At 61.1% G+C, this 20,971-nt stretch carries 15 protein-coding genes, 2 other RNA genes and 3 pseudogenes; 11 read left to right on the top strand and 9 right to left on the bottom strand.

Annotated features, from left to right (window positions below; all coding sequences use genetic code 11):
• Positions 1–34: 34 nt before the first annotated feature.
• A complete protein-coding gene (locus J5I97_RS16175) occupies positions 35–2,488 on the bottom strand; it encodes a TonB-dependent receptor (RefSeq protein WP_208587600.1) in 2,454 nt (817 codons plus the stop codon).
• On the opposite strand from J5I97_RS16175, the gene J5I97_RS16170 reads away from it, so the two are divergent.
• Together J5I97_RS16170 and J5I97_RS16165 are read left to right on the top strand one after the other, a co-directional pair.
• On the top strand, positions 2,481–2,711 hold the full coding sequence (locus tag J5I97_RS16170) for a hypothetical protein (protein ID WP_208587599.1): 231 nt from the start codon (positions 2,481–2,483) through the stop codon (positions 2,709–2,711). The two genes, J5I97_RS16175 and J5I97_RS16170, sit on opposite strands and share 8 nt — an antisense overlap.
• A 45-nt stretch (positions 2,712–2,756) precedes the next feature.
• Positions 2,757–4,073, top strand: a complete 1,317-nt coding sequence (locus tag J5I97_RS16165; RefSeq protein ID WP_208587597.1) for an MFS transporter — start codon at positions 2,757–2,759, stop codon at positions 4,071–4,073.
• Between the two features lie 79 nt (positions 4,074–4,152).
• Here J5I97_RS16165 and J5I97_RS16160 read toward each other — a convergent pair whose 3' ends face one another.
• From J5I97_RS16160 to J5I97_RS16140, 5 genes are all read right to left on the bottom strand, one after another.
• Positions 4,153–5,184: a LacI family DNA-binding transcriptional regulator gene (locus J5I97_RS16160; protein ID WP_208587595.1), complete on the bottom strand. Its 1,032-nt coding sequence runs from the start codon at positions 5,182–5,184 to the stop codon at positions 4,153–4,155.
• A 49-nt stretch (positions 5,185–5,233) separates the two neighbouring features.
• Positions 5,234–5,309, bottom strand: a non-coding RNA gene (locus J5I97_RS16155) — sX9 sRNA.
• Between the two features lie 141 nt (positions 5,310–5,450).
• The gene (gene phbB, locus J5I97_RS16150; protein WP_208587593.1) at positions 5,451–6,191 is read right to left on the bottom strand and encodes an acetoacetyl-CoA reductase; all 741 of its coding nucleotides are present in this window, start codon (positions 6,189–6,191) and stop codon (positions 5,451–5,453) included.
• 117 nt (positions 6,192–6,308) lie between these two features.
• Positions 6,309–7,637: a CitMHS family transporter gene (locus tag J5I97_RS16145; protein ID WP_208587591.1), complete on the bottom strand. Its 1,329-nt coding sequence runs from the start codon at positions 7,635–7,637 to the stop codon at positions 6,309–6,311.
• 105 nt (positions 7,638–7,742) lie between these two features.
• Positions 7,743–8,936, bottom strand: a complete 1,194-nt coding sequence (locus J5I97_RS16140) for an OprO/OprP family phosphate-selective porin (protein ID WP_208587589.1) — start codon at positions 8,934–8,936, stop codon at positions 7,743–7,745.
• Positions 8,937–9,170: 234 nt separating this feature from the next.
• Between J5I97_RS16140 and J5I97_RS16135 the strand changes: the two genes are divergently transcribed.
• From J5I97_RS16135 to J5I97_RS16125, 3 genes are read left to right on the top strand one after another with little or no spacing between them, the layout of a single operon-like run.
• Positions 9,171–9,872, top strand: a complete 702-nt coding sequence (locus J5I97_RS16135) for a response regulator transcription factor (protein WP_208587588.1) — start codon at positions 9,171–9,173, stop codon at positions 9,870–9,872.
• The gene (locus J5I97_RS16130; protein ID WP_208587587.1) at positions 9,865–11,250 is read left to right on the top strand and encodes a sensor histidine kinase; all 1,386 of its coding nucleotides are present in this window, start codon (positions 9,865–9,867) and stop codon (positions 11,248–11,250) included. Before J5I97_RS16135 ends, J5I97_RS16130 begins: the two co-directional genes overlap by 8 nt.
• Positions 11,250–12,299, top strand: coding sequence for an ABC transporter substrate-binding protein (locus J5I97_RS16125; protein ID WP_208591788.1), 1,050 nt, complete (start codon positions 11,250–11,252; stop codon positions 12,297–12,299). The genes J5I97_RS16130 and J5I97_RS16125 overlap by 1 nt, the downstream gene beginning before the upstream one ends.
• A gap of 563 nt (positions 12,300–12,862) precedes the next feature.
• Here J5I97_RS16125 and J5I97_RS16120 read toward each other — a convergent pair.
• Positions 12,863–13,258: pseudogene (locus tag J5I97_RS16120) on the bottom strand (hypothetical protein); the annotation flags it as partial.
• Between the two features lie 51 nt (positions 13,259–13,309).
• Between J5I97_RS16120 and J5I97_RS16115 the strand changes: the two are divergent.
• On the top strand, positions 13,310–13,753 hold the full coding sequence (locus J5I97_RS16115; RefSeq protein WP_208587586.1) for a hypothetical protein: 444 nt from the start codon (positions 13,310–13,312) through the stop codon (positions 13,751–13,753).
• A gap of 87 nt (positions 13,754–13,840) precedes the next feature.
• Here the strand turns inward: J5I97_RS16115 and J5I97_RS16110 are convergent.
• Positions 13,841–14,801 (bottom strand): annotated as a pseudogene (locus J5I97_RS16110) (recombinase family protein).
• A 173-nt stretch (positions 14,802–14,974) separates the two neighbouring features.
• Between J5I97_RS16110 and J5I97_RS16105 the strand changes: the two are divergent.
• The 5 genes and pseudogenes from J5I97_RS16105 (at position 14,975) to J5I97_RS16085 (ending at position 19,915) form a co-directional block, all read left to right on the top strand.
• Complete coding sequence (locus J5I97_RS16105; RefSeq protein ID WP_208587585.1) at positions 14,975–15,217, top strand: type II toxin-antitoxin system Phd/YefM family antitoxin; 243 nt, start codon at positions 14,975–14,977, stop codon at positions 15,215–15,217.
• The gene (locus tag J5I97_RS16100; RefSeq protein WP_208587584.1) at positions 15,214–15,606 is read left to right on the top strand and encodes a type II toxin-antitoxin system VapC family toxin; all 393 of its coding nucleotides are present in this window, start codon (positions 15,214–15,216) and stop codon (positions 15,604–15,606) included. Before J5I97_RS16105 ends, J5I97_RS16100 begins: the two co-directional genes overlap by 4 nt.
• A pseudogene (locus J5I97_RS16095) lies at positions 15,603–18,633 on the top strand (Tn3 family transposase). The gene J5I97_RS16100 and the pseudogene J5I97_RS16095 overlap by 4 nt, the downstream one beginning before the upstream one ends.
• A 235-nt stretch (positions 18,634–18,868) precedes the next feature.
• Positions 18,869–18,944: non-coding RNA, sX9 sRNA (locus tag J5I97_RS16090), on the top strand.
• Between the two features lie 332 nt (positions 18,945–19,276).
• The gene (locus J5I97_RS16085) at positions 19,277–19,915 is read left to right on the top strand and encodes a response regulator (RefSeq protein WP_208587583.1); all 639 of its coding nucleotides are present in this window, start codon (positions 19,277–19,279) and stop codon (positions 19,913–19,915) included.
• Between the two features lie 172 nt (positions 19,916–20,087).
• On the opposite strand, the gene J5I97_RS16080 is transcribed toward J5I97_RS16085, so the two are convergent.
• Entirely contained in the window at positions 20,088–20,957 is an 870-nt protein-coding gene (locus tag J5I97_RS16080; protein ID WP_238135554.1) for a DUF1460 domain-containing protein, read from the bottom strand.
• Positions 20,958–20,971 lie beyond the last annotated feature (14 nt).

Raw genomic sequence — 20,971 nt, 5'->3', positions numbered from 1 at the left:
TGGAAAGCGCCGGGACGGACCCAGCGAGGGGTCCTTAGAAGTCGTAACGCAGGCTGATGCTGGTGGTGCGGCCGGAAATCGAACGCGCGCGGATGATGCTGTTGGCCGGAATGGTGGCTTCTTCGGCTTCGGTCACACCGAACGTGTTGAACAGGTTATTGACGTTGAGCGCGACGGTGAGTGCGTCGGTCACGCGGTAATCGCCAAACAGGTTCACCTGCGTATAGCCTGGGATCTTCAGCTGGTTGGAATCCTGGGTGTAGGCATCGGTGGTGCCGATAAGGTTCACTCCAAATTGGTAGCCATCGCCGCGATAGCTCGGGGTGAGCTGCCACACCACATCGGCCTGACGACGCGGCACATTGCCGGTGTTTTCCGGAGTGATCTGGTCCTTGGAAATTTCTGCGTCGGTCCAGGTCAGGCCGCCGTTGAGGGTGAAGCCTTCGTAGCGATAGCTGGCTTCCAGCTCGATGCCGTGGGCCTGGTAGCTGCGGTTGAAAAAGCGCTGGCTGGTGACTTCGTAGTTCTGTTCTTCGGTGCGTGCGGAGAACGCGGTAGCAAACAGGCTCAAGCCGTCGCGACGCCACTTCAGACCGGCTTCGGCCTGGCGGACCACGTTGACGCCTTCATCGGAAGACACCGAGCCGTCGTCGCGGATCACGCCGAACAACAGGCGGTCGGCATTGGCGCGTGCGCCGCGGCTGATGCGCGCGAACGCGCCCAGGTCGTCGTTGATCAAATAATTGCTGCCAAACGAATACGACAGGTAATTCCAGTCGTAATCCACCGGTCGTGCGTTGGCGGTGTCGACAGTGGCGACGCGCTGTTCCACCGGCTGGATCACGCCATCGCCGTTGACGTCCAGGTTCTGTGCGATTGCGGTACCGGAATAGCTGCCGCGCGCATTGCCCATGTCGTAACGCAAACTGCCGTCGATGCTGAACTTGCCGCTGTCGAAGGTGAGCGCTACGTACGGCGCGTTGACGTCGTAACGCACGTCGTAGCTACGGGTGATGCAGCAATCGCCCCAGAACGGTGTGCCGTAGGCGTACAGGCCATTTTGCGAGCGCGACACGCCGCTGGCATCGACCACGTTGAGCAGGCGCGAATTGCGGCCCAGGCTCTGTACGTATGAGTTCCAGGTCCAGTCCATGTCGATGGTCTGGCGTGAGGTGTAGTAGCCCATGCGCAGATTGAGCGTGCGGCCGTCGCTGCCGAATTCGCGCGAGACGCTGAGGTCGTTTGTCGCGTTGCCCAGGTCGTTGATCGCCACGTTGAAAAGATGCGTGCGGATCGCATTGCCAGTGTAAACCTGACCGGCGTCCGGGCCACTGGCCTGTACCAGTTGCGCGCCGGTGCCACCGATGGAGGATGCGAGCGAGGCGGCATCGGTGACTTCGGCCGGGAACGGGCTGACGAAGCGGCCGCTGTTGTCGGCGATGCGGAATTTCTCGCTCAGGTTCCAGCCGCTGCCCAGATCCAACCCAGCCTCGGCGCCGATGGTGCGCGAGATCGGATGCATGCCGTCGCCCAGGTCGGTGCGACGCGGTTGGTTATTGCCGTCCAGGCCAACATCGGTGCGGAAGTTGCGGCTGTAGAGCGTGTCGTTGCCGGGATCAAAGCCGGCAAAGCCGCCCAGGGCCGGTGAGCCATCGCGGCCGCGCACCGAGACCGGCACCGGCAGATAGCCGGCGGCGCGGTCGTTGAGGTATTTGCCGTACAGGCGCACATAACCGTTGTCGAACAGGCGGGTGAGGTTGGCCTTGAGTTGGCCGCCCTTGTCGGTGGTATAGCCGGCATCGCGCACGCCATCGCCCTGGCGGAAGAAGCCGCCGATGTTGAACTGCCACTGCCCGGCAAACGGTGCGCCGTAGTTGAAGTCCACACGCGTGTTGTCGTAATCCAGGCCGCGGCTCACACCGACGCTACCGCCCTCGGTGTCGCCGGTCTTGCTCATGAAGTTGATGATGCCGCCGGGCGCATTGCTGGTGAAGGTGGAGGCCGAGCCGCCGCGGATGGCTTCGATGCGATCCAGCGTGAAATCCGAACGCAGGAAGATGTCGGAGTTGCCGAAGGCGATGTCGCCGAACTCCATCACCGGCAGACCGTCTTCCTGCAGCTGCAGGAACTTGGCGCCACCGGAGGCGACGGGAAGGCCGCGCACGGCGATATTGGCATTACCTTCGCCGCCACTGGATTCGGAGCGAATGCCTGGGATATTGCGGAAGATTTCTGCAGTGCTGCGCGGCGCCGATTGTTCGATCGCCTCGGCCCCGACGGTGCTGACCGACACGCTTGACTTCAACTTGGTGGTGGCAGTGGAGGTGCCGGTGACGAACACCGAATCCAGATTCACCGCGGCGCTGTCGACGGCCGGCGGGGTGGTGGCGGGCGCAGTAGCGTCTTGGGCCGGCGCAGCAGGCACGCACAGGCAGGAAGCGACAGCGCAGGCCAGGGCATGCAGGCGCAGGGTATACAACGTGGGCATCGCGATTCTCTCTCTCACGGATGGTGGTGTGTCGACGCCTGCATCCTCCCCCACAGGGAAATGGCCGTATGGCCTGCAGAGCGAGCTCAGTAATACGCTGCAATACAATCGATTGCAAGCGCACGCCGCAGCACAATTTATCTGGTTTTTTAAAGAAATTTATTCAATAAAAGAAATATGCTGCGGCGCAGCGTTACAATCGATTGCAAAGATTTCAAGGTAGAGTCCGATGCGGCCATTGGGAGTCGCACTGCTGCCTGGATCCCGTATGCCGTCGACCGTTCCTCCGCTTTCCTTCGCGCGCATCCTGGCGCTCAATGCCGGTTTTTTTGGCGTGCAATATAGCTTCGGGCTGCAGCAGAGCAACATGAGCCCGATTTACAACTATCTGGGTGCGGACCACGCCAGCCTGCCGTATCTGTGGCTGGCCGGGCCGATCACCGGGCTGGTGCTGCAGCCGTTCGTGGGCGCGTGGAGCGACCGCTCGGTGACGCGTTGGGGCCGGCGCATGCCGTATATGGTGCTGGGGGCGCTGGTGTGCAGCCTGTGCCTGCTGGCAATGCCGTTCAGTACCGCCCTGTGGATGGCGGTCTGCCTGCTGTGGATATTGGATGCTGCCAACAACGTAGCGATGGAGCCTTACCGTGCGCTGGTGAGCGATGTGCTCGCACCGCCGCAGAGGCCGTTGGGGTATCTGACCCAGAGCGCCTTCACTGGTCTGGCGCAGACGCTGGCCTATCTCACCCCGCCGCTGCTGGTGTGGATGGGCATGAATCAGGATGCTGCCAACGCGCACCACATTCCGTACGTCACCATCACCGCCTTCGTGATTGGTGCGGGATTTTCTGCAGCGTCTATCCTGCTTACCGCGCGCAGCGTGCGCGAACCGGTGATCCCGCCGGCAGAGATCGTGCGGATGCGCCAGGCCGGTGCCGGCCTGGGCGCCACCGTGCGCGAGATCGCCAGTGCATTGCGTGCGATGCCGCCGACCATGCGTCAGCTGGCGCCGGTAATGCTGTTCCAGTGGTACGCGATCTTTTGCTATTGGCAGTACATCGTGCTGTCGCTGTCGACCACGTTGTTCGGCACTACCGAAGCCAATTCGCATGGCTTTCGCCAAGCCGGTTTGGTCAACGGGCAGATCGGCGGGTTCTACAATTTCATCGCGTTTCTGGCCGCATTTGCGATGGTGCCGGTGGTGCGTCGCTTCGGCCCCAAATACACGCACGCGGCATGTCTGGTCGCGGCCGGCATCGGCATGTGGGTGTTGCCGGGCATCCAGGACCGCTGGTTGCTGCTGTTGCCGATGATCGGCATCGGCCTGGCCTGGGCCAGCATGATGGGCAACCCGTATCTGATGCTGGCCGACAGCATTCCACCCGAGCGCACCGGCGTGTACATGGGTTTGTTCAATCTGTTTATCGTGCTGCCGATGCTGATCCAGATCGTGACCTTGCCGCTGTATTACGAGCACCTGCTGCACGGCGACCCGCGCAACGTGATCCGCCTTGCCGGCGCGCTGATGTTGGCCGCAGCCGTGGCGATGCTGTGTGTGCGAGTGCGCAAGCCTGCCGTGGTGGTGTAGCGGTTGTTGCAGTGGCCGGCGAACAATTCGGATTGCCGGCGACTTGCGAATTTCCAATCAACCATCCCCAATCCTGGCCTCAGGCCGACTCGCGCACCACCAGCTTCACCGGCATCTCAACCGATTGCACTGCCTCGCCGCTGACCAGTGCCAACAACCGATCCACCAGCAGCCGCGCGGCCAGCCCCAAATCCTGCCGCACCGTGGTCAGCGGCGGTTGGCTGTAAGCGGCCAACGGAATATCGTCGAAGCCGACCAACGAAATATCTTGCGGCACACGATGACCGGCCTCGACCAGAGCGCGGATCGCGCCGACTGCAATCACGTCGGAGGCGGCGAACAGCCCGTCCGGCGGGTCGGTTTTTTTGAGCATGGCGCGGGTGAGGCGGTAAGCATCTTCGCTGAGGAAGTGGCTGCATGCATGTAGCCGCGTATCGAACTCCAGCCTGTGCCGCTCGAGTGCGTGGCGATAGCCGGCAAAGCGCGGTGCAACCTCGGGAAGTTGATCGTCGCCCAAGAAGGCGATACGGCGACGGCCGTTGGCGATCAGGTGTTCGGTGGCGAGCGCGCCACCCTGGAAGTTGTCGCTGCCCACGCTGATGTAGGACTGCCCGTGGATGCGGCTGCCCCACACCGCCATCGGTAACCCGTCGCGTGCGGCTTCATCCAGCGCTGCATGTTCAGAACTCTGCCCGAGTACGATCACGCCATCGGAGCGGCTGCCGCGCGCGAGTTGTTCCACCCAACCGTCCTGGTGCCGGTCCAGCTTGGACAGCAGCATGCTGTAGCCGCGCCCGGTGAGTTCTTCGGCCAGCAGCGCCAGCATGGTCATCAAGAAGGGGTCCGACAGCGGCTGATCCAGCGCATGCATCATCGGCACCGCAACGCTTACCGTGTTGGAGCGCTTTGCACGCAGACTGCGCGCGATCGGATCGACCTGATAACCGGCATCGGCCGCAATCTGCTTGATGTAGGCACGGGTACGTTCGGCTACAACCGGGCTGCCGGCCAATGCACGCGACACAGTGGATTCGGACACGCCCGCCATGCGGGCGATGTCGGCCATCTGCGGGCGGGAACCCAGCGTGGCGTGTTCTGAAGGTTTGGCCATGGCAGCGCACTGCGGAAAAACCCAAGTGTAATCAGTTCGCACTTAGAGCGGCTGACAAAACATAGCGTGCAGTCGCCAGGCGGGTGCGGACGGCGAGGAGGAACCGGAGTGTACGCGTGGTACATGCCGGTTCCGAGCACAGGCCGCGCCCGCCTGGCGGCGGCGCAGTCGTTTTGTTAGCCGCTCTAAAGACGGGTCGATCAGCGCAGTGGAGGCTGCTTGCACATGTGCGCGAAACGCAATCACGCACATGGGTACTAGCTAATCTAGCCCATGTAGAGCCCGCCATTCACAGCGTAATCCGCGCCGGTCACATAGGCGGCCTCATCGGATGCCAGCCATGCGCACAGGCCGGCGACCTCGACTGGTGTGCCGAGCCGGCGCACCGGCACCGAGGTGGCCAGGCGGTCGAGCACGTCGGGCGGAAAGCTGCTGATCGACGCGCTGGCGATGTAACCCGGCGAAATAGTATTGACGGTGACACCACGCGAGGCGACCTCTTGCGCCAACGCGCGACTGAAGCCATGCATCGCTGCCTTGGCGGTGGCGAAATTGATTTGCCCGATCTGCCCCTTGTGTGCGCTGACCGAACCGATGTTGACGATGCGTCCCCAGCCGCGCGAGGTCATGCCATCAACCACCTGCTTGGTAATGTTGAACAACGAATGCAGGTTGCTGGCGATCACCGCATTCCAGTCGTCGCGCGTCATCTGCCGGAACAAGGTGTCGCGGCTGCCGCCTGCATTGTTGACCAACACATCGATCTCGCCCACTTCGGCCTTGACCTTGGCGAACGCGGCCACGGTCGACTCCCAATCGGCGGCATTGCCTTCGGAGGCAGCGAAGTCGAAACCTTGCTCGCGCTGCTCGCGTAGCCACGAGGATTTACGCGGCGAATTGGGCCCGCAACCGGCTACCACGGTATGCCCGCTGCGCGCCAGCTTTTGGCAGATCGCGGTACCAACACTGCCCATGCCACTGGTGACGTATGCGATACGAAGCGTCATGTTTCGAACTCCTTCGGAGTTGTGATTCGGGAATGAGTAGGATGGGATTGGCAAAGGCGGGCGTTGGCTTTCGCTTTAGCGAATCCCCAATCCCGAATGCCCAATCCCGGCGTGCGGTCAACGCGCCAAAGGAAATACACCGAACAACAATCCGCCGGCGAGCATCAACAACGAAATCAACACCGCCCACTTCAATGTGAAGCGTTGATGGTCGGCGAAGTCGACTTTAGCCAGGCCGACCAGCAAATACGTCGATGGCACCAACGGGCTGAGCAGATGCACCGGTTGGCCGGCGAGCGAGGCGCGCGCCATTTCCACCGGGGTGATGCCGTAGTGGCTGGCGGCTTCGGACAGGATAGGCAGCACGCCGAAGTAGAACGCATCGTTGGACATGAAGAACGTAAACGGCATGCTGACGATCGCGGTGATCACTGCCAGATACGGGCCCCAGCTGCTGGGGATCACTGCCAGAAAGCTGCGCGACATCGCTTCGACCATGCCGGTATCGGACAGAATGCCGGTGAAGATGCCCGCTGCAAAAATCAGCGACACCACCGACAACACATTGCCAGCGTGATTGACCAGCCGACGGCGCTGCTCGGCCAGGTTGGGGTAATTGATCATCAGCGCCAGCGCAAAGCCGATCATGAACAGCACCGCCATTGGCATCACGCCCACCACCAACGCGGCTATCAGGGCTAGTGTCAATATCAAATTCACCCACAGCAGCTTGGGACGCTTCATGTCCTCGGTGTCTTCCACGCGCGGCAGTGCGTTGTTGTCTTCGGGAATGCTGATGTCCAGCCAGTTGCCGTCGGCGGGCATGCGCACTACACCCATGCGACGACGCTCGCGCATGCCCAACAACCACGCCAGCGCGATGATGCCTGCGATCGCCATTGCCATCGCCGGCACCAGCGGCACGAACACGTCGGCCGGATCCACATGCAAGGCGGTGGCGGCACGTGCGGTGGGGCCGCCCCAGGGGGTCAGATTCATCACGCCGCTGGCCAGGATGGTGACGCAGGTAAGGTTGAGCGCGTTCATGCCCAGGCGCTGATACAGCGGCAACATCGCCGACACGGTGATCATGTAGGTGGTGGAACCATCGCCGTCGAGCGAAATCAGCATTGCCAGGATTGCCGTGCCCATCATGATCTTCAGCGGGTCGCCCTTGACCAAGCGCAGGATGCGGCCGACCAGCGGGTCGAACAGCCCGGCATCGATCATCACCCCGAAGTAGAGAATGGCGAACATCAACATCACGCCGGTCGGCGCGATTTTTTTGATGCCCTCGAGCATCATCTCGTTGATGCCGGTGCCGAAGCCGCCCAGCAACGCGAATACGATCGGCACCGTGATCAGAGCCACCAGCGGCGACAGCCGCTTGCTCATGATCAGGTACATGAAGGTGATCACCATTCCGAAACCGAGTGCGGTCAGCATGCGGGCAAATCCTTTGAGGCGTGCAGCAAGGGGAGGGTGGAGCGCGCTGCTGCGTATGAGCGCGGCAGCGGTAACGCATTACAGGTGGAGAGTCATCTAAGAGCGTCAGAAGTCGTACTGGAATCGGCCGCTCAACGCCAGCGTGTGATCGACCAGCGCATCGACCATGCGGTCGCGGTTACGGCTGTCGATCACATTGAGCATCACGCGCAGATTCGGCTTGAAATACCAGTTGCCGCCCAGCGTCCACGACTGCGTGCTGGCGTCGATGAAGCTGGGCTGGCCATCCATATGCTGGTCGCCGCGCATGTAGTCGTAGCGCAATGCCAGCTCGAACGCGCCGCCAGGATAATTAGGCGTCTTGATGCGGCTGAAACGCCCGGTCTTGCGGTCGTAGCCGCGCGACTCGCCGGTGACGAACCAGCTGATCAGGCCGTACGACGCCATCACCTTGGCATGCTGCGCACCGTCGTCGAGCAGGCCGCCGCTGAATTCGCTCTGCCATGACCATGGGCCGAGCACTTCGGCATATTCCAACGACCATTTGTCGAAATCGGTATTGCGGCCATCGGCAAAGCGCGCCAGCGTGATGCGGCTGTTGTTAGCCAGATCGTTTTCCGGCCGCGGACGGATCAGCAATGAGGCCGCGTCGCTGCTGCCAGGATGCGAATAGCGCTCGTGCGCCAGCGACACGCCCAGATGGCGCAGACGTGCTTGGCCCATCTCAGGCGCGAAGGTCAGGCGCGTTCCGAGCGCACCGCCCTTGGTGGACGAGTTGTCGATGCTTTCCAGACTGTAGGCCGCAGTGGCCCACGTCGCATCGGGGCGATTGGCCTGCCAGGAGATCGCCTTGCGATAGATCGGCGCCAATGTGGTCGCTGCGTAGCCGCGTTCCAGGAACGGGCCGTAGTTGGACCCGGTGCGATCGTCCAGCGAGAAGTATTGCTTGAACTGGCCCACGGTCAGCGTACCGGTGGAAAACTTCTTGGCGATATAGACATCGCGCGCCAGGATGCCGCGGCTACCGGTTTCGTACTGCAGGCCGGCAAATTCCGCTTCGGCCTTGTAATTGAATCCATAGAACGTGCCCGCCACATCCAGCCAGACGCGACGGAACTGGGTGTCGTTACGCTCGGGCGTGCCGCGTTCGTCGTTGTCGAACATGCTGAAGTCCCAATGCACACGCCCACCTACCTCGGCGGTGACCGGACCCTTGTCATCGGCGGCATACGCCGCAGGTGCCAGGCAGATCGCGGTGCAGGCAGTGAACGCGCGCAGACGCAAGTTATCGTTGCTCACTGACCCTCCCAGGTGCATGTGTGAATCACGTTCAGGGATGCGCCGCAAAGCCGCCGCGGACGCGTTGGCAGCAGCCTAGTCCGGCGAAGCTGTCAGGGACCTGTCGGCGGGGCAGGGAGTGGGGAGTTGGAATTGGGGATTTGCAAAAGAAGCTTTTGTTTGCGCGGCCTGTTACCTTCCGGCCGCAAGGAACCGCTGTAGCAAATCCCCAATCCCGACTCCCCGATCCCGTCCATGCGCCTGCTGCTAGTCGAAGACAACACTGACCTCGCCGATGCCATCGTGCGGCGTATGCGTCGTAGCGGGCATGCGGTGGATTGGCAGTCCGATGGCTTGGCGGCGGCGAGCGTGTTGCGCTATCAGAGCTTCGATCTGGTGGTGCTGGATATTGGTTTGCCCAAGCTGGATGGCTTGCGTGTGCTGGCCGGAATGCGCGAGCGTGGCGACACCACGCCGGTGCTGATGCTGACGGCGCGCGATGGTATCGAGGACCGCGTGCAGGCATTGGATGTCGGTGCGGACGATTACCTGGGAAAGCCGTTCGACTTTCGCGAGTTAGAGGCGCGTTGCCGCGTGCTGCTACGGCGCAATCGCGGCCAGGCCAGCGAGGTGGTGCAGATCGGTGGTTTCGTGTTCGACAACGCCGCACACACGCTGATGCTGCATGGCGCGCCGATCGAACTGCCCAATCGCGAATATCGGTTGTTCGAAATCCTGATCGGCCGTCTGGGTCACGTGGTGGGCAAGGACGAGATCGGCAACGGGTTGTTCGGCTTCGACGACGATGCCGGGCCAAATGCCATCGAGCTGTATGTCGGGCGGCTACGTCGCAAGTTGGCAAGTGCGCCGTTGCGCATCGTCACGGTACGCGGTGCCGGCTACAAGCTCGAAGAAGCCGACCCGCATGCACCGGTGGAGCCAAGTGTCGATGGCTGAGACGCTGACGGTGGCGCCGTCGATCCGGCGCACCTTGCTGCTGTATCTGGGCAGTTTGTCGCTGCTGGGCGCAGTGGTGCTGTTCTTCGCCGCGCGCAATTACGGCGCGCGTGCGGCCAATCGCTCCTACGATCATCTGCTGGTGTCCTCGGCGCTGTCCATCGTCGACAGCGTAGCGTTGGTCGGCGGCGACTGGCAGGTGGATCTGCCGTACGCTTCGTTGGATCTGCTCGACATGGCACCGGAGGATCGCGTGTTCTATCGCGTGTTCGATGCGCAGGGGCACACCATCACCGGCGAAGACAATCTGCCGCTGCCACCACGCTCGCTCCGCGATGAGCGCCCGTTGTTGTTCGATGCGCATTACAGCGGCGAGCTGGTGCGTTTTGCGGTGGTGATGCACCGGGTGGCATCGGCGTCCGGGCAGGGCGAGGTGCGCGTGCAGGTGGGCCAGACCCGGCGCGCGCGCGATGCGGTGGCGCGCGATGTGGTGCTCAATGCGTTGGTGGCGATCGGCGTGCTGTCGCTGCTTGCGCTGGGTCTGGTGTGGCTGGGTGTGTATCGCGCCCTGCGTCCATTGCAGCGTATCGAGCGCGATCTGTCGCGTCGCGAGCCGTCCGATCTCAAACCGCTCAGCGTGCCGGCACCACAGGAAATGCAGTTGATGGTGACCGCACTCAACCGTTTCATGGCGCGGCTGTCGTCCAGCAACGAGACCTTGCGCGCATTCATGGCCGAGGCCGCGCACCAGATGCGCACGCCGCTGGCGGCCTTGCGTGCGCAGGCGCAGCTGGCGATGGACGACGACGACCCGCGCGACATGCAACGCAGTCTGGTGGCGATCGAGCGCAACGCCAGCCATATGAGTCGGCTGCTCAACCAATTGCTCAGCGATGCCAGCGTGATCCATTTCGCCAATCTTCAGCGCTTCGCCACCGTTGATCTTGCCGAGGTGTTGCATCAGGCCTTGCACGAATCGCTGCCAAGCGGCGATGGCGCGCCACGCGCGCAACTGGCGATCGACCCGCAACCGGCGCTGCTGCGCGGCGATGCGTTGCTGCTGCGCGAGGCGCTGAAGAACCTGATCGACAACGCCTGCAAATACGGCGCCGGTGCACCGCTGCAGGTGGCGCTCACCAGCGACGGGAGCCATCACGTGCTGACCATCGCCGATCACGGCCCGGGCATTCCGGCAGCCGAAGCCGAACGCGTGTTCGAGCGCTTCGTGCGTGGGCCCGATGCTCCGGCCGGTGGCGCAGGGCTGGGGCTTGCCATCGTCAAGCGCGTGGTCGAAGCGCATGGGGGGCGCATCGATCTGGCCAACCGCATCGGCGGCGGGCTGATCGCCTCGCTGCATTTTCCAGGAGGTGCCACGTGATGCGTCTGGTCTGCGCGATGCTGTTGCTACTGGCCCACAGCGTTGTTCACGCCGCACCCGGCAATGTGCGGCGCTTTCCCGCGCAGGGCCCGATGCATGCGCAATTGCGCGTGCAAGGCTCTACCGATCTGGAAGTGTTCGGTGCGGTCATCCAGGACTACCAGCGCCTGCATCCGGGTACCGAGGTGATGTACGAAGACGTGATCGCCTGGGACATTTATGACCACTATCTGCATCCAGGCGCAGGCACGCATGCTGCGGACATGCTTATCAGCGCCGGTATGGATCTGCAGACCAAACTGGTGAATGACGGTTACGCGCTCGCGCATCGCTCGGCACAGACCGAAGCGCTGCCGGCCTGGGCGCAATGGCGGCACGAAGTGTTCGGCATCAGTTACGAGCCGGTGGCCATCGTCTACAACACGCGCAAGTTGGATGCCGCACGCGTGCCACGCACGCGTCGCCAATTGCTGGCCTTGTTGCGTGCGCCCGACGCACCGTTGCGCGGGCGAGTGGGCACCTACGACGTCGAACGCAGCGGAGTGGGCTATCTGTTTGCCACCCAGGACGGGCAGGTGGGCAGCATCGCCGGCGCGCTGCTGGCTGCGTTGGGGGCAAACCATGTCGCACTGGAAGAGCGTACCGGCACCTTGCTCGACCGCGTCAGCCGCGGCGAGCTGTTGCTGGCCTACAACGTGCTCGGCTCGTATGCGCAGGCGCGCATCGATGCTGGCGCAGCGCTGGGCATCGTGCAGCCGCAGGACTACACGCTGGTAGCACTGCGTACTGCGGTGATCCCCAAGACTGCGCCACATGCGCCCGAAGCACGCAGATTTCTCGACTATCTGCTGTCGCCACGCGGCCAGCAAGTGCTCTCGCGCGAGGCGCGGCTGATGCCGATCCTGCCGGCCGCCGGTGGTCGTGGCGGCTCGGCGCAGCCACCGTTCCGCCCGATTCCGCTCGGCCCCGGCCTGCTGGTGTATCTGGACAAGCTCAAGCGCCGTCAGTTTCTGGAAGCCTGGCGGGCGAGTACGCAGCCGCCGCGTTAGCGGACTTTCAAACGACGTCCCGCAGATAGGGGTTGTACGCCGGAACCCCAGAAATTTCCGTCACCTCCATATCCCCAGTCTGGCCACGAGCGCATTCAAGTCGAGAGTCGGTAGGCATCGTCAAAACAGCCAAGAATTTTCGCAGGTTGCTGCCGATCCTCGACTCCGCATGAATCCCTGCTGGCCCTCGGATCGCGGTACTACTGCATTGCTTCGGTTTAACGTCCAAATCTTTCAAAATCAGTTCATCGCGAGCGGCGTGCAGGCGAAAATAAACGGGCAGGAGTGGGCGGCCCCCGTTATTTTTAAGTTGGCTACTCTAAAATTTTCTTGATGAAAGGTGAACAGATATGGGACTTTGCTTTTCCAAATCCTCCGAATCGACTCAACATGCGGCACCTGCCTCGGGCGCCGCATATGACGGGGGAGAGTCGCCGCGAGCCTCCACTGTTTCCAGCTTTCAAAGCGTCACGCCGCCGCAATCGCCAGAGCTATCAGCACTGAGGGTCTCCCTGGGGACGCGTCCCGACCGGTTGCGAAGGGGCGGAGATGAATCTCTGGAGCAGCATCAGGTCCAGCAGGCCGCTTACCACATGGGAGCATATGTCGTCGGTGACGAAGTCACCAGTCCGACAAGACTCGCGACAGCCGGGCAAACTGTTAACGACGTCCGCCTGATGCTCAAGCATGGCCGAGGAAACGTTAAAGCGGACGACATTCCCTCCCAAGGCCATAACGGCATCGGATCGTCAGTTGCAAAATCGGCAGCGGACGCCCACAGCAAGCTTGCTGTGGGCGTCGTCATGGGAGCAGCGGTCTGCGATCAGTCTGCTCCCCTTTGCGCCATCCTCCATGCTCCCCATATGGCGGCCAACGAGAGGAGTGTGACTTCTGATGCTTCCGTACCAATGAAAGAGATAACCGACGACGGGGATGAGATCCCACTCAAAGCGGGGCACACTTGGAACGAACTGAGGCGCGGAAGCCGCGACCCGAGGTCAACGGTGGTCATGGATGCCTGGGCCAACGGTCCGGCTGTTCGATTGAAAGACAGCGCATGGAGCGGAGAGCCAGCCGAGGAAGGTCGTTGGTCGATGGAAAAAAGCAGCGCCGAATTTCTGAAAAGCCGCCTTGAAAGGTTAATTCCGTTAGTGCATCCGGGCGAAGATGTAAACACTGCCAAACGCCTTAAATATCACCAAAAAAAACCTACAGCGTGGGAAAAATATGCAGAACCACAAGTGATCTCATCCACGTTTGCCGATAAGGTACGCAACGCACTGGCCGATGTTCCTGAAAGCCAACAGAGGGATATCGCATCCCGGATGATTCGAGAGACCTACGGAATGAATCCTCAATCGCACGCGCACCAAGACGCAGTGGAATCAGTTCTGGAGGCAGTCAACCAACTGGACTCGCTGCCCCGGCCTCCTGTCGTGCCGCCTGGATACTGAACAGCAATGCGCCTGATCGAAATGTTTTGGTCTGATCCCCCTGGACACCCTCGATAAGGCTGAAGCCGCCCCCCAAAATGCCGTCCATCATTTCCACCCGCCGTCGCATTCGTCCCAGTACAAGCCGCTGGACTCGTTCTTGATGCTTATGTCGTCGACCACGCAGTTGCGCTGATCGGCCAAGTGACAGATCTCGTGTAATAACTCGTCGAGTTGCTCTTTCAGATCGGCATCGTTGGTGTATGGAATCACCAATCGGTATTCCGCATCGTTGAGCTTGGAGCTCTCGTAGGAGCGGGAGACCAAGTCGTCGATGTCTTCGCGCCCCCGCTTCTTCCCGCGGGTGAACTTGCTGCCGTTCTCGATATGGAGCCAGAGAATCACGGTTACGGAGAGCTGTACTGGCATAGTTGCCGATGCGGGTATTGTGACGGTAAGCCTTGCGTACTTGACGGCTTTGCTGATGGTACTGCGACTACAGCCTACCGTTTTTTGCACAACGCCCCACGAACTGCCGCTCGCCAACAGACGGTTGATGGCGGCGTATCGCGTGTGATCGGCCTGACGTCCACGATACTTGCCTGACGCCTTGGCTTTATTGATGCCCTGTGCCTGACGTTGCCGGGGTTGCTCGTAGTCACGTCGAGCAATGGCGGCCAACATATCCAAGAGCATGTCATTGGTGGCACCGAACATACGGGCGTCGAATTCGTTTTTTTGAGGTGCCAGATGCTGCCAGGTCGTGGGTACATTCACGGCAACGACGCGCACCTCACGCTCGCGGATCAGCCTTTTTTAAGGTTTCCCATTCCGCGCCTGCTAGGCGCGACAGCCGATCCACATCCTCGATAAGCAACACGTCGCTCGGCCGACTATCGGCCAGTAGTCGGAACAATTCGGGCCGATCCAGCCGTGCGCCAGACGCGTTCTCTGCGTAGTAGTTGCAGATGCCCATCCCTCGCTTGCGTGCAAAGTGATCCAGGCTGCTGCGAGCCCGCTGAGCATCCTGCTCGTCGGTCGATGCACGGAGGTAGGCGCGCACAAAGATAGGGTGTCGGTGCGTTTAGAGTCAATTTAGCGGACTGGTTTGTTTAAGGTCTTTCAACGCGCTATAGAGTACCTGATTTCGGTGATCTACTATGGGGATACCCTAGTCGAACCGCCCGAGCGGCAAATACTGCTAGACTAAGCCTATTAAACTAAGTTCACCGAGGTGCCGCCATGCAGACCTACAACATCCACGATGCCAAAACCCAGCTATCTCGGCTGGTGGAGCAGGCCGCGAAGGGTGAGTCCTTCGTCATCGCCAAGGCGGGTAAGCCGATGGTCAAGGTGATGGCCCTCAACGTGCCTGGGCCTTCCCAGATCAAACGGTTCGGCTTTATGGCGGAAATCAGCGTGCCGGACGATTTCGACCGGATGGGCGAAGCGGATATTGCTGTGATGTTCGAGAATGGTGCATGAAGCTGCTGCTGGACACCCATCTGTTGCTGTGGGCGGCGCAAGGCTTTGAGCGTTTACCCCCGGATGCCCAGAGGTTGTTGAGTGAGACAGAAAACGAACTGTTTTTCAGCGTCGCTAGCTTATGGGAAATCGTCATCAAGCGTGGCTTAGGCCGCGACGACTTCAAGGTTGACCCACGCGTGCTGCGACGCAGCTTGCTGGACAACGGTTACAGTGAGTTGTCAATCCTCAGCGAGCATGCAGTTGCCATCGATGCCTTGCCGCCGATCCACAAAGACCCCTTCGATCGCCTACTCGTCGCGCAGGCCATTGTCGAGGGCATTACGTTACTGACCGCTGATGCACGCGTCGCCGAATATCCTGGCCCAGTGCAACGCGTTCAACGATGATGGCGGAGAACAAGCTTCTGACGATCCTGTCGGAGGCAGAGCAGGAAGCGCTGTACGGCCTGCCGGATTTCGACGATGCACAGCGGCTGGAGCACCTTGCACTGACTGAATCCGAACTGACGCTCGCTAGCAGTCGCCTCGGCCGGCCTGCCCAACTTTATTGCATCTTGTAGATCGGCTACTTCAAGGCCAAGCACGCCTTCTTTCGCTTCGACTGGAATGAGGTCGAAGACGATTGCGCCTTCGTGCTGAGCCGCTATTTCGCTGGCGAGCCGTTCGAGCGCAAAGCGATCACCAAGCACGAGCATTACACCCAGCGCGAACGAATCGCCTACCTGTTCGGCTACCAGTCGTGGTCAGCCGATTTCTCACCGCAGCTTGCGCAACAGGCCGCGCAGATCGCGCGCCGCGATGTAATGCCGGGATTCGTCACCGTCGAACTGATCGTCTGGCTCAACGAGCGCAAAATTATCCGACTTGGCTATATCACTTTACAAGAACTGGTGAGCGCCACGCTGTCGGCCGAACGCCGGCGCTTGGGCGTGTTACTGGCTGGCACACTGGATGAATCGGCCAAAGCTGCGCTGGCCCAGCTTCTGCTACGAGATAGCACGCTGTCCGAATTGGCGGTACTGCGGCAAGACGTCAAGGATTTTGGTTGGCGTCAGATGGCCCGCGAGCGCGAGAAGCGCATCACGCTGGAGCAGTTGCACGGAATCGCTAAGGCGCTGCTGCCCAAGCTGGGTATCTCGCAGCAGAACGTGCGCTATTACGCGAGCCTGGCGAACTTCTATACCGCCCACGACCTGCGAAACCTTAAGCTGGACCAGGCCCATCTCTACCTGCTGTGCTACGCTTGGCTGCGCTATCGGCAGCTCACCGACAATCTGGTCGATGCCATGGCATATCACATGAAGCGGCTGGAGGATGAAAGCCGTGCCGACGCGAAGCAATCCTTCGTCGCCGAGCAGGTGCGGCGTCAGCAGGAAACGCCACGCGTGGGACGACTGCTGCTGCTCTATGTCGACGACACGGTGGCCAACACCACACCATTCGGCAACGTGCGTATAAGATCCTGCCCAAGGACGCGCTTGCGCTCATCGGCCAGCGTATGAGCATCAACCGGCGAGCAAGCTATCCCTGCTTGGCAGGCGGTGGATGGCTTGACCGAGCGCATGCGTCGTCATCTGCGGCCGCTGTATGTCGCCCTCGATCTCACCAGCACCGCCCCGGACAGCCCGTGGCTGACGGCGCTGGCTTGGGCAAAGAGCGTATTCGCCAAACAACAGCGCCTGTCGCAACGACTGCTCACCGAATGTCCAGTGGCTACACTGCCGAAACGGTTGCGACCGTACCTGTTGACCTTAGATGCCAAGGGTGATCCCTTGAGTCTGCATGCCGACCGTTACGAGTTCTGGTTGTACCGACAGATCAGGAAGCGCTTCCAATCGGGCGAGTTCTATCTCGATGATAGCCTGCAACATCGTCATCTGTCCGATGAGTTGGTGTCGCTTGATGAGAAGGCCGATGCGTTGGCTCCGATGGACATCCCCTTCCTGCGCGATCCGATCCAGGCCCAGTTCGACGCACTGACGGCGGAGCTACGCACGCAGTGGCTGGCGTTCAATCGCGAACTCAAACAAGGCAAGCTGACGCACCTTGAATATGACAAGCACACGCAAACACTAACGTGGCGCAGGCCAAAGAGCGAGAACCAGAAGCCACGCGAGCATGCACTGTACGAGCAGTTGCCCTTTTGCGACGTGGCCGACGTGTTTCGTTTTGTCAACGGCCAGTGCCACTTCCTGTCAGCGTTGACGCCGTTGCAGCCGCGCTACGCGAAGAAGATAGCCGATGCCGACAGCCTGATGGCGGTCATCATCGCCCAGGCCATGAACCACGGCAATCAGGTCATGGCACGCACTAGCGACATCCCCTACCACGTCCTGGAAAGCACCTATCAGCAATACCTGCGCCAGGCATCGCTGCACGCGGCCAACGACTACATCAGCAACGCCATCGCCGCGCTGCCGATCTTCCCGCATTACTCGTTCGACCTGGATACGCTGTACGGTGCCGTCGATGGTCAGAAGTTGGGCGTTGAGCGGCCGACCGTGAAGGCGCGCTATTCGCGTAAGTACTTCGGGCGTGGCAAGGGTGTCGTCGCCTACACACTCCTGTGCAACCACGTACCGCTCCATGGCTACCTGATCGGCGCACACGATTACGAAGGTCACCACGTATTCGATATCTGGTATCGCAACACCTCGAACATTGCGCCGACCGCGATCACCGGCGATATGCACAGCGTCAACAAGGCCAACTTCGCCATCCTGCACTGGTTCGGCTTGCGCTTCGAGCCGCGCTTCACCAACTTGGAAGACCAGCTTGGAAGACCAGCTCCAGGAGTTGTACTGCGCCGACGATCCAGCGTTGTACGAGAAATGCCTGATCCGGCCGGTGGGTCAGATCGACTGGCCGCTGATTATCGGCGAAAAGTCGAATCTGGATCAGATCGTCGCAACGCTCGGGCTGAAGGAGATGACGCAGGGCACGCTGATCCGCAAGTTGTGCACCTATACCGCGCCGAACTCAACGCACCGCGCTCTGTTCGAGTTCGACAAGCTCATCCGGAGCATCTACACGCTGCGCTATCTGCGCGATCCTCAACTGGAGCGCAATGTGCACCGCTCGCAGAAACGCATCGAGTCCTATCACCAGCTACGCTCGACCATCGCCCAGGTCGGCGGCAAGAAGGAGTTGACCGGTCGTACTGACATCGAAATTGAGATCGGTAACCAGTGCGCACGGCTGATCGCTAACGCCATCATTTACTACAACTCGGCGATCCTGTCGCGGCTGCTGACGAAGTACGAAGCAAACGGAAACGCCAAGGCCGTGGCGCTGATCACACAGATGTCGCCGGCGGCTTGGCGACACATTCTGCTGAATGGGCACTACACCTTCCAGAGCAACGGCAAGATGATCGACCTGGACGCACTCATGGCTGGGCTGGAATTGGGGTGACGGAATTTTCTGGGGTTCCGGCTTACAACCCCAGATACGCGACACGATCGACTCAGAGTGAAGAGACATCGTGCAGCTGATGTTTGGTGACGCTGAGCGATCAGGCAGGGAATACGCGTTTCACGCGCCGATGTGGGCGACAGCGGTGCGTACAAACGCAAATAACTTGAGGCCTGCGGTTAAGAGCGGCTAACAAAACGACTGCGCTCACCGCCAGGCGGGCGCGGCCGGTGCTCGGTACCACGCGTACACTCCGGTTCCTGCGCGCCGTCTGCACCCACCTGACGACTGCTCGCTACGTTTTGTTAGCCGCTCTAAATTCTCGACGGCTCAAGCCATAGGCAACAACCGTATGTGTCGTCGAGAGCAACGTTGGTAACACTTCAAAGCCAGCGTGCGAGTGAGGGTGGCACACACAGCCGCCGGCACAAGTGCTTGATCGCCATGCCGGCTTGGCCCTCGTGCAAGTTAGGCCTTGCGGCGATGGGTCTGCAAGGCCACCAGTGGGTCCCGACGGTGCGCAGGTCGGCGGTCTTCCCAAACGCGCCAGCATCCGGCGCGCCCATGCAGCACCTGCTGCTTGGCGTCAGCTAGTCGCACGTGGATGCGATAAACCGACACAGCCATGTGCCAGACTTGGCGCATGGCCGCTCTCACCATTCTCGTCGCCGACGACCACCCGCTGTTCCGTGCCGCCGTGATCCAGGTGCTGCAGCACATCCTGCCGCAGGCCAATGTGGTTGAGGCTTCCAGCGCCGCCACGTTGAGCGCGATGCTGCGGTCGCATCCCCAGGCCGAGCTGGTGCTGCTGGATCTGGCCATGCCGGGTGCACGTGGCTTCTCGGCGCTGCTGCATGTGCGTGGCGAGCACCCGGACATTCCGGTGGTGGTGATCTCCTCCAACGATCACCCACGCGTGATCCGTCGTGCGCAGCAGTTCGGCGCGGCCGGCTTCATTCCCAAATCCACGCCGGCCGAATCGATCGGCACCGCGGTGGCCAGCGTGCTGGATGGCGGTACCTGGTTCCCGCCGATGACCGCTGAGCGCTCGGAGGCCGATGCGCAACTGGCGGCCAGACTCGCCCAGCTCACCCCGCAACAATTTCGCGTGCTGCTGAGCCTGGCCGATGGCCTGCTCAATAAGCAGATCGCGCACGAACTGGGGCTTGCCGAAAACACCGTCAAGGTCCACGTCACCGCGATCCTGAAAAAGCTCGACTGCTACAGCCGCACGCAAGCGGCGGTGCTGGTCAAGGCGCTCGAGCCGGAAGGCGAGGTCTGATCGATCCCGGCCAGCGTGCGCCCCGTATCGCGGTCGGCAGCTGGGTAGCGACCGGATGCGGCCACTTGCAGGGGTGCAAGGCGAACCGGTGAACCAGGCGCTGCAATCAGTCAGACTGTTTTCGATGGCTGCCACGATTCGCCGACAGCTTACCGCGTGTTGCCAGCCGCTCTTACTGCTTGGCCCTGTAGATGATGATGCCGGGTGTTCTTGCGATGTATTCCATAAATGGTGAGTCTACGACTTTTTGGTTTTCCGCCCGCGATGAGGCATTGCGCAACATCGGACCCCTGTTGGTCCTGATGAAAAAGCCGACATGGGTGACATCCAGCCCTGCTTCGTGCGTGTAGATGCCGATGTAGTCGCCGGTGCGAAGCTGTCGGACGACGTTACGGTCGATGTGTTCGGTGGGGATGTAGGTGATGGTCCTCTGCACGACCGGCAACCCGGGCAGATAATTGCCACCGTCGGCTTTCAGGTTGAGGGTTTTGACCACACTGACCGCATCGGGGCTGATTGTTGCGGTCATGTCGTTGGCGAGTTCGTACGGTCGGTTGGCCCAATCCGAGAAGAAATGCTTGCGATACGTAAAGCCGACGATGCCGTCGACGTAGCGGGTGAGGATCAGGCGACTGACGAAATCCTGCTGGGAATAGGCTCTGCGTGCAGCTTCGACGTAGTCCAGATAGGTGAAGCAATCCAGACCGGTGAAGTCGATGATCAGTTTCTCCGGCGTTGTGGCCGAGCCCTGCAACATATTGCTTCGGTAAGGTGTGTCGAGAAATTCTGCAGAGATCACGTCGATTAGATGCCCTGCGCTCAGGCTGCGATGCTTTGAGACCTGGTTGAGCACGTTGTTCAACCTATCGACCGTATAGGGATCCATGTCGGCGCGGACCGACCCGTAGGACTGCACGGAGTCGGCAGGCGTTGCAGCCTGCGCGGTAAAGCCTACCGCGCAGGCTGCAACCGGCAACAAGATCAAAATCAGATAGGTGTGCTTGAACATGGTAACTCCCATTTTTTTGGGGGGATCGGCCAACCGCTTTCATCGCG

This window comes from Xanthomonas fragariae (assembly GCF_017603965.1).
GTDB classification, from domain to species: domain Bacteria; phylum Pseudomonadota; class Gammaproteobacteria; order Xanthomonadales; family Xanthomonadaceae; genus Xanthomonas; species Xanthomonas fragariae_A.
This window is presented reverse-complemented; position numbering and strand designations above follow the sequence as displayed.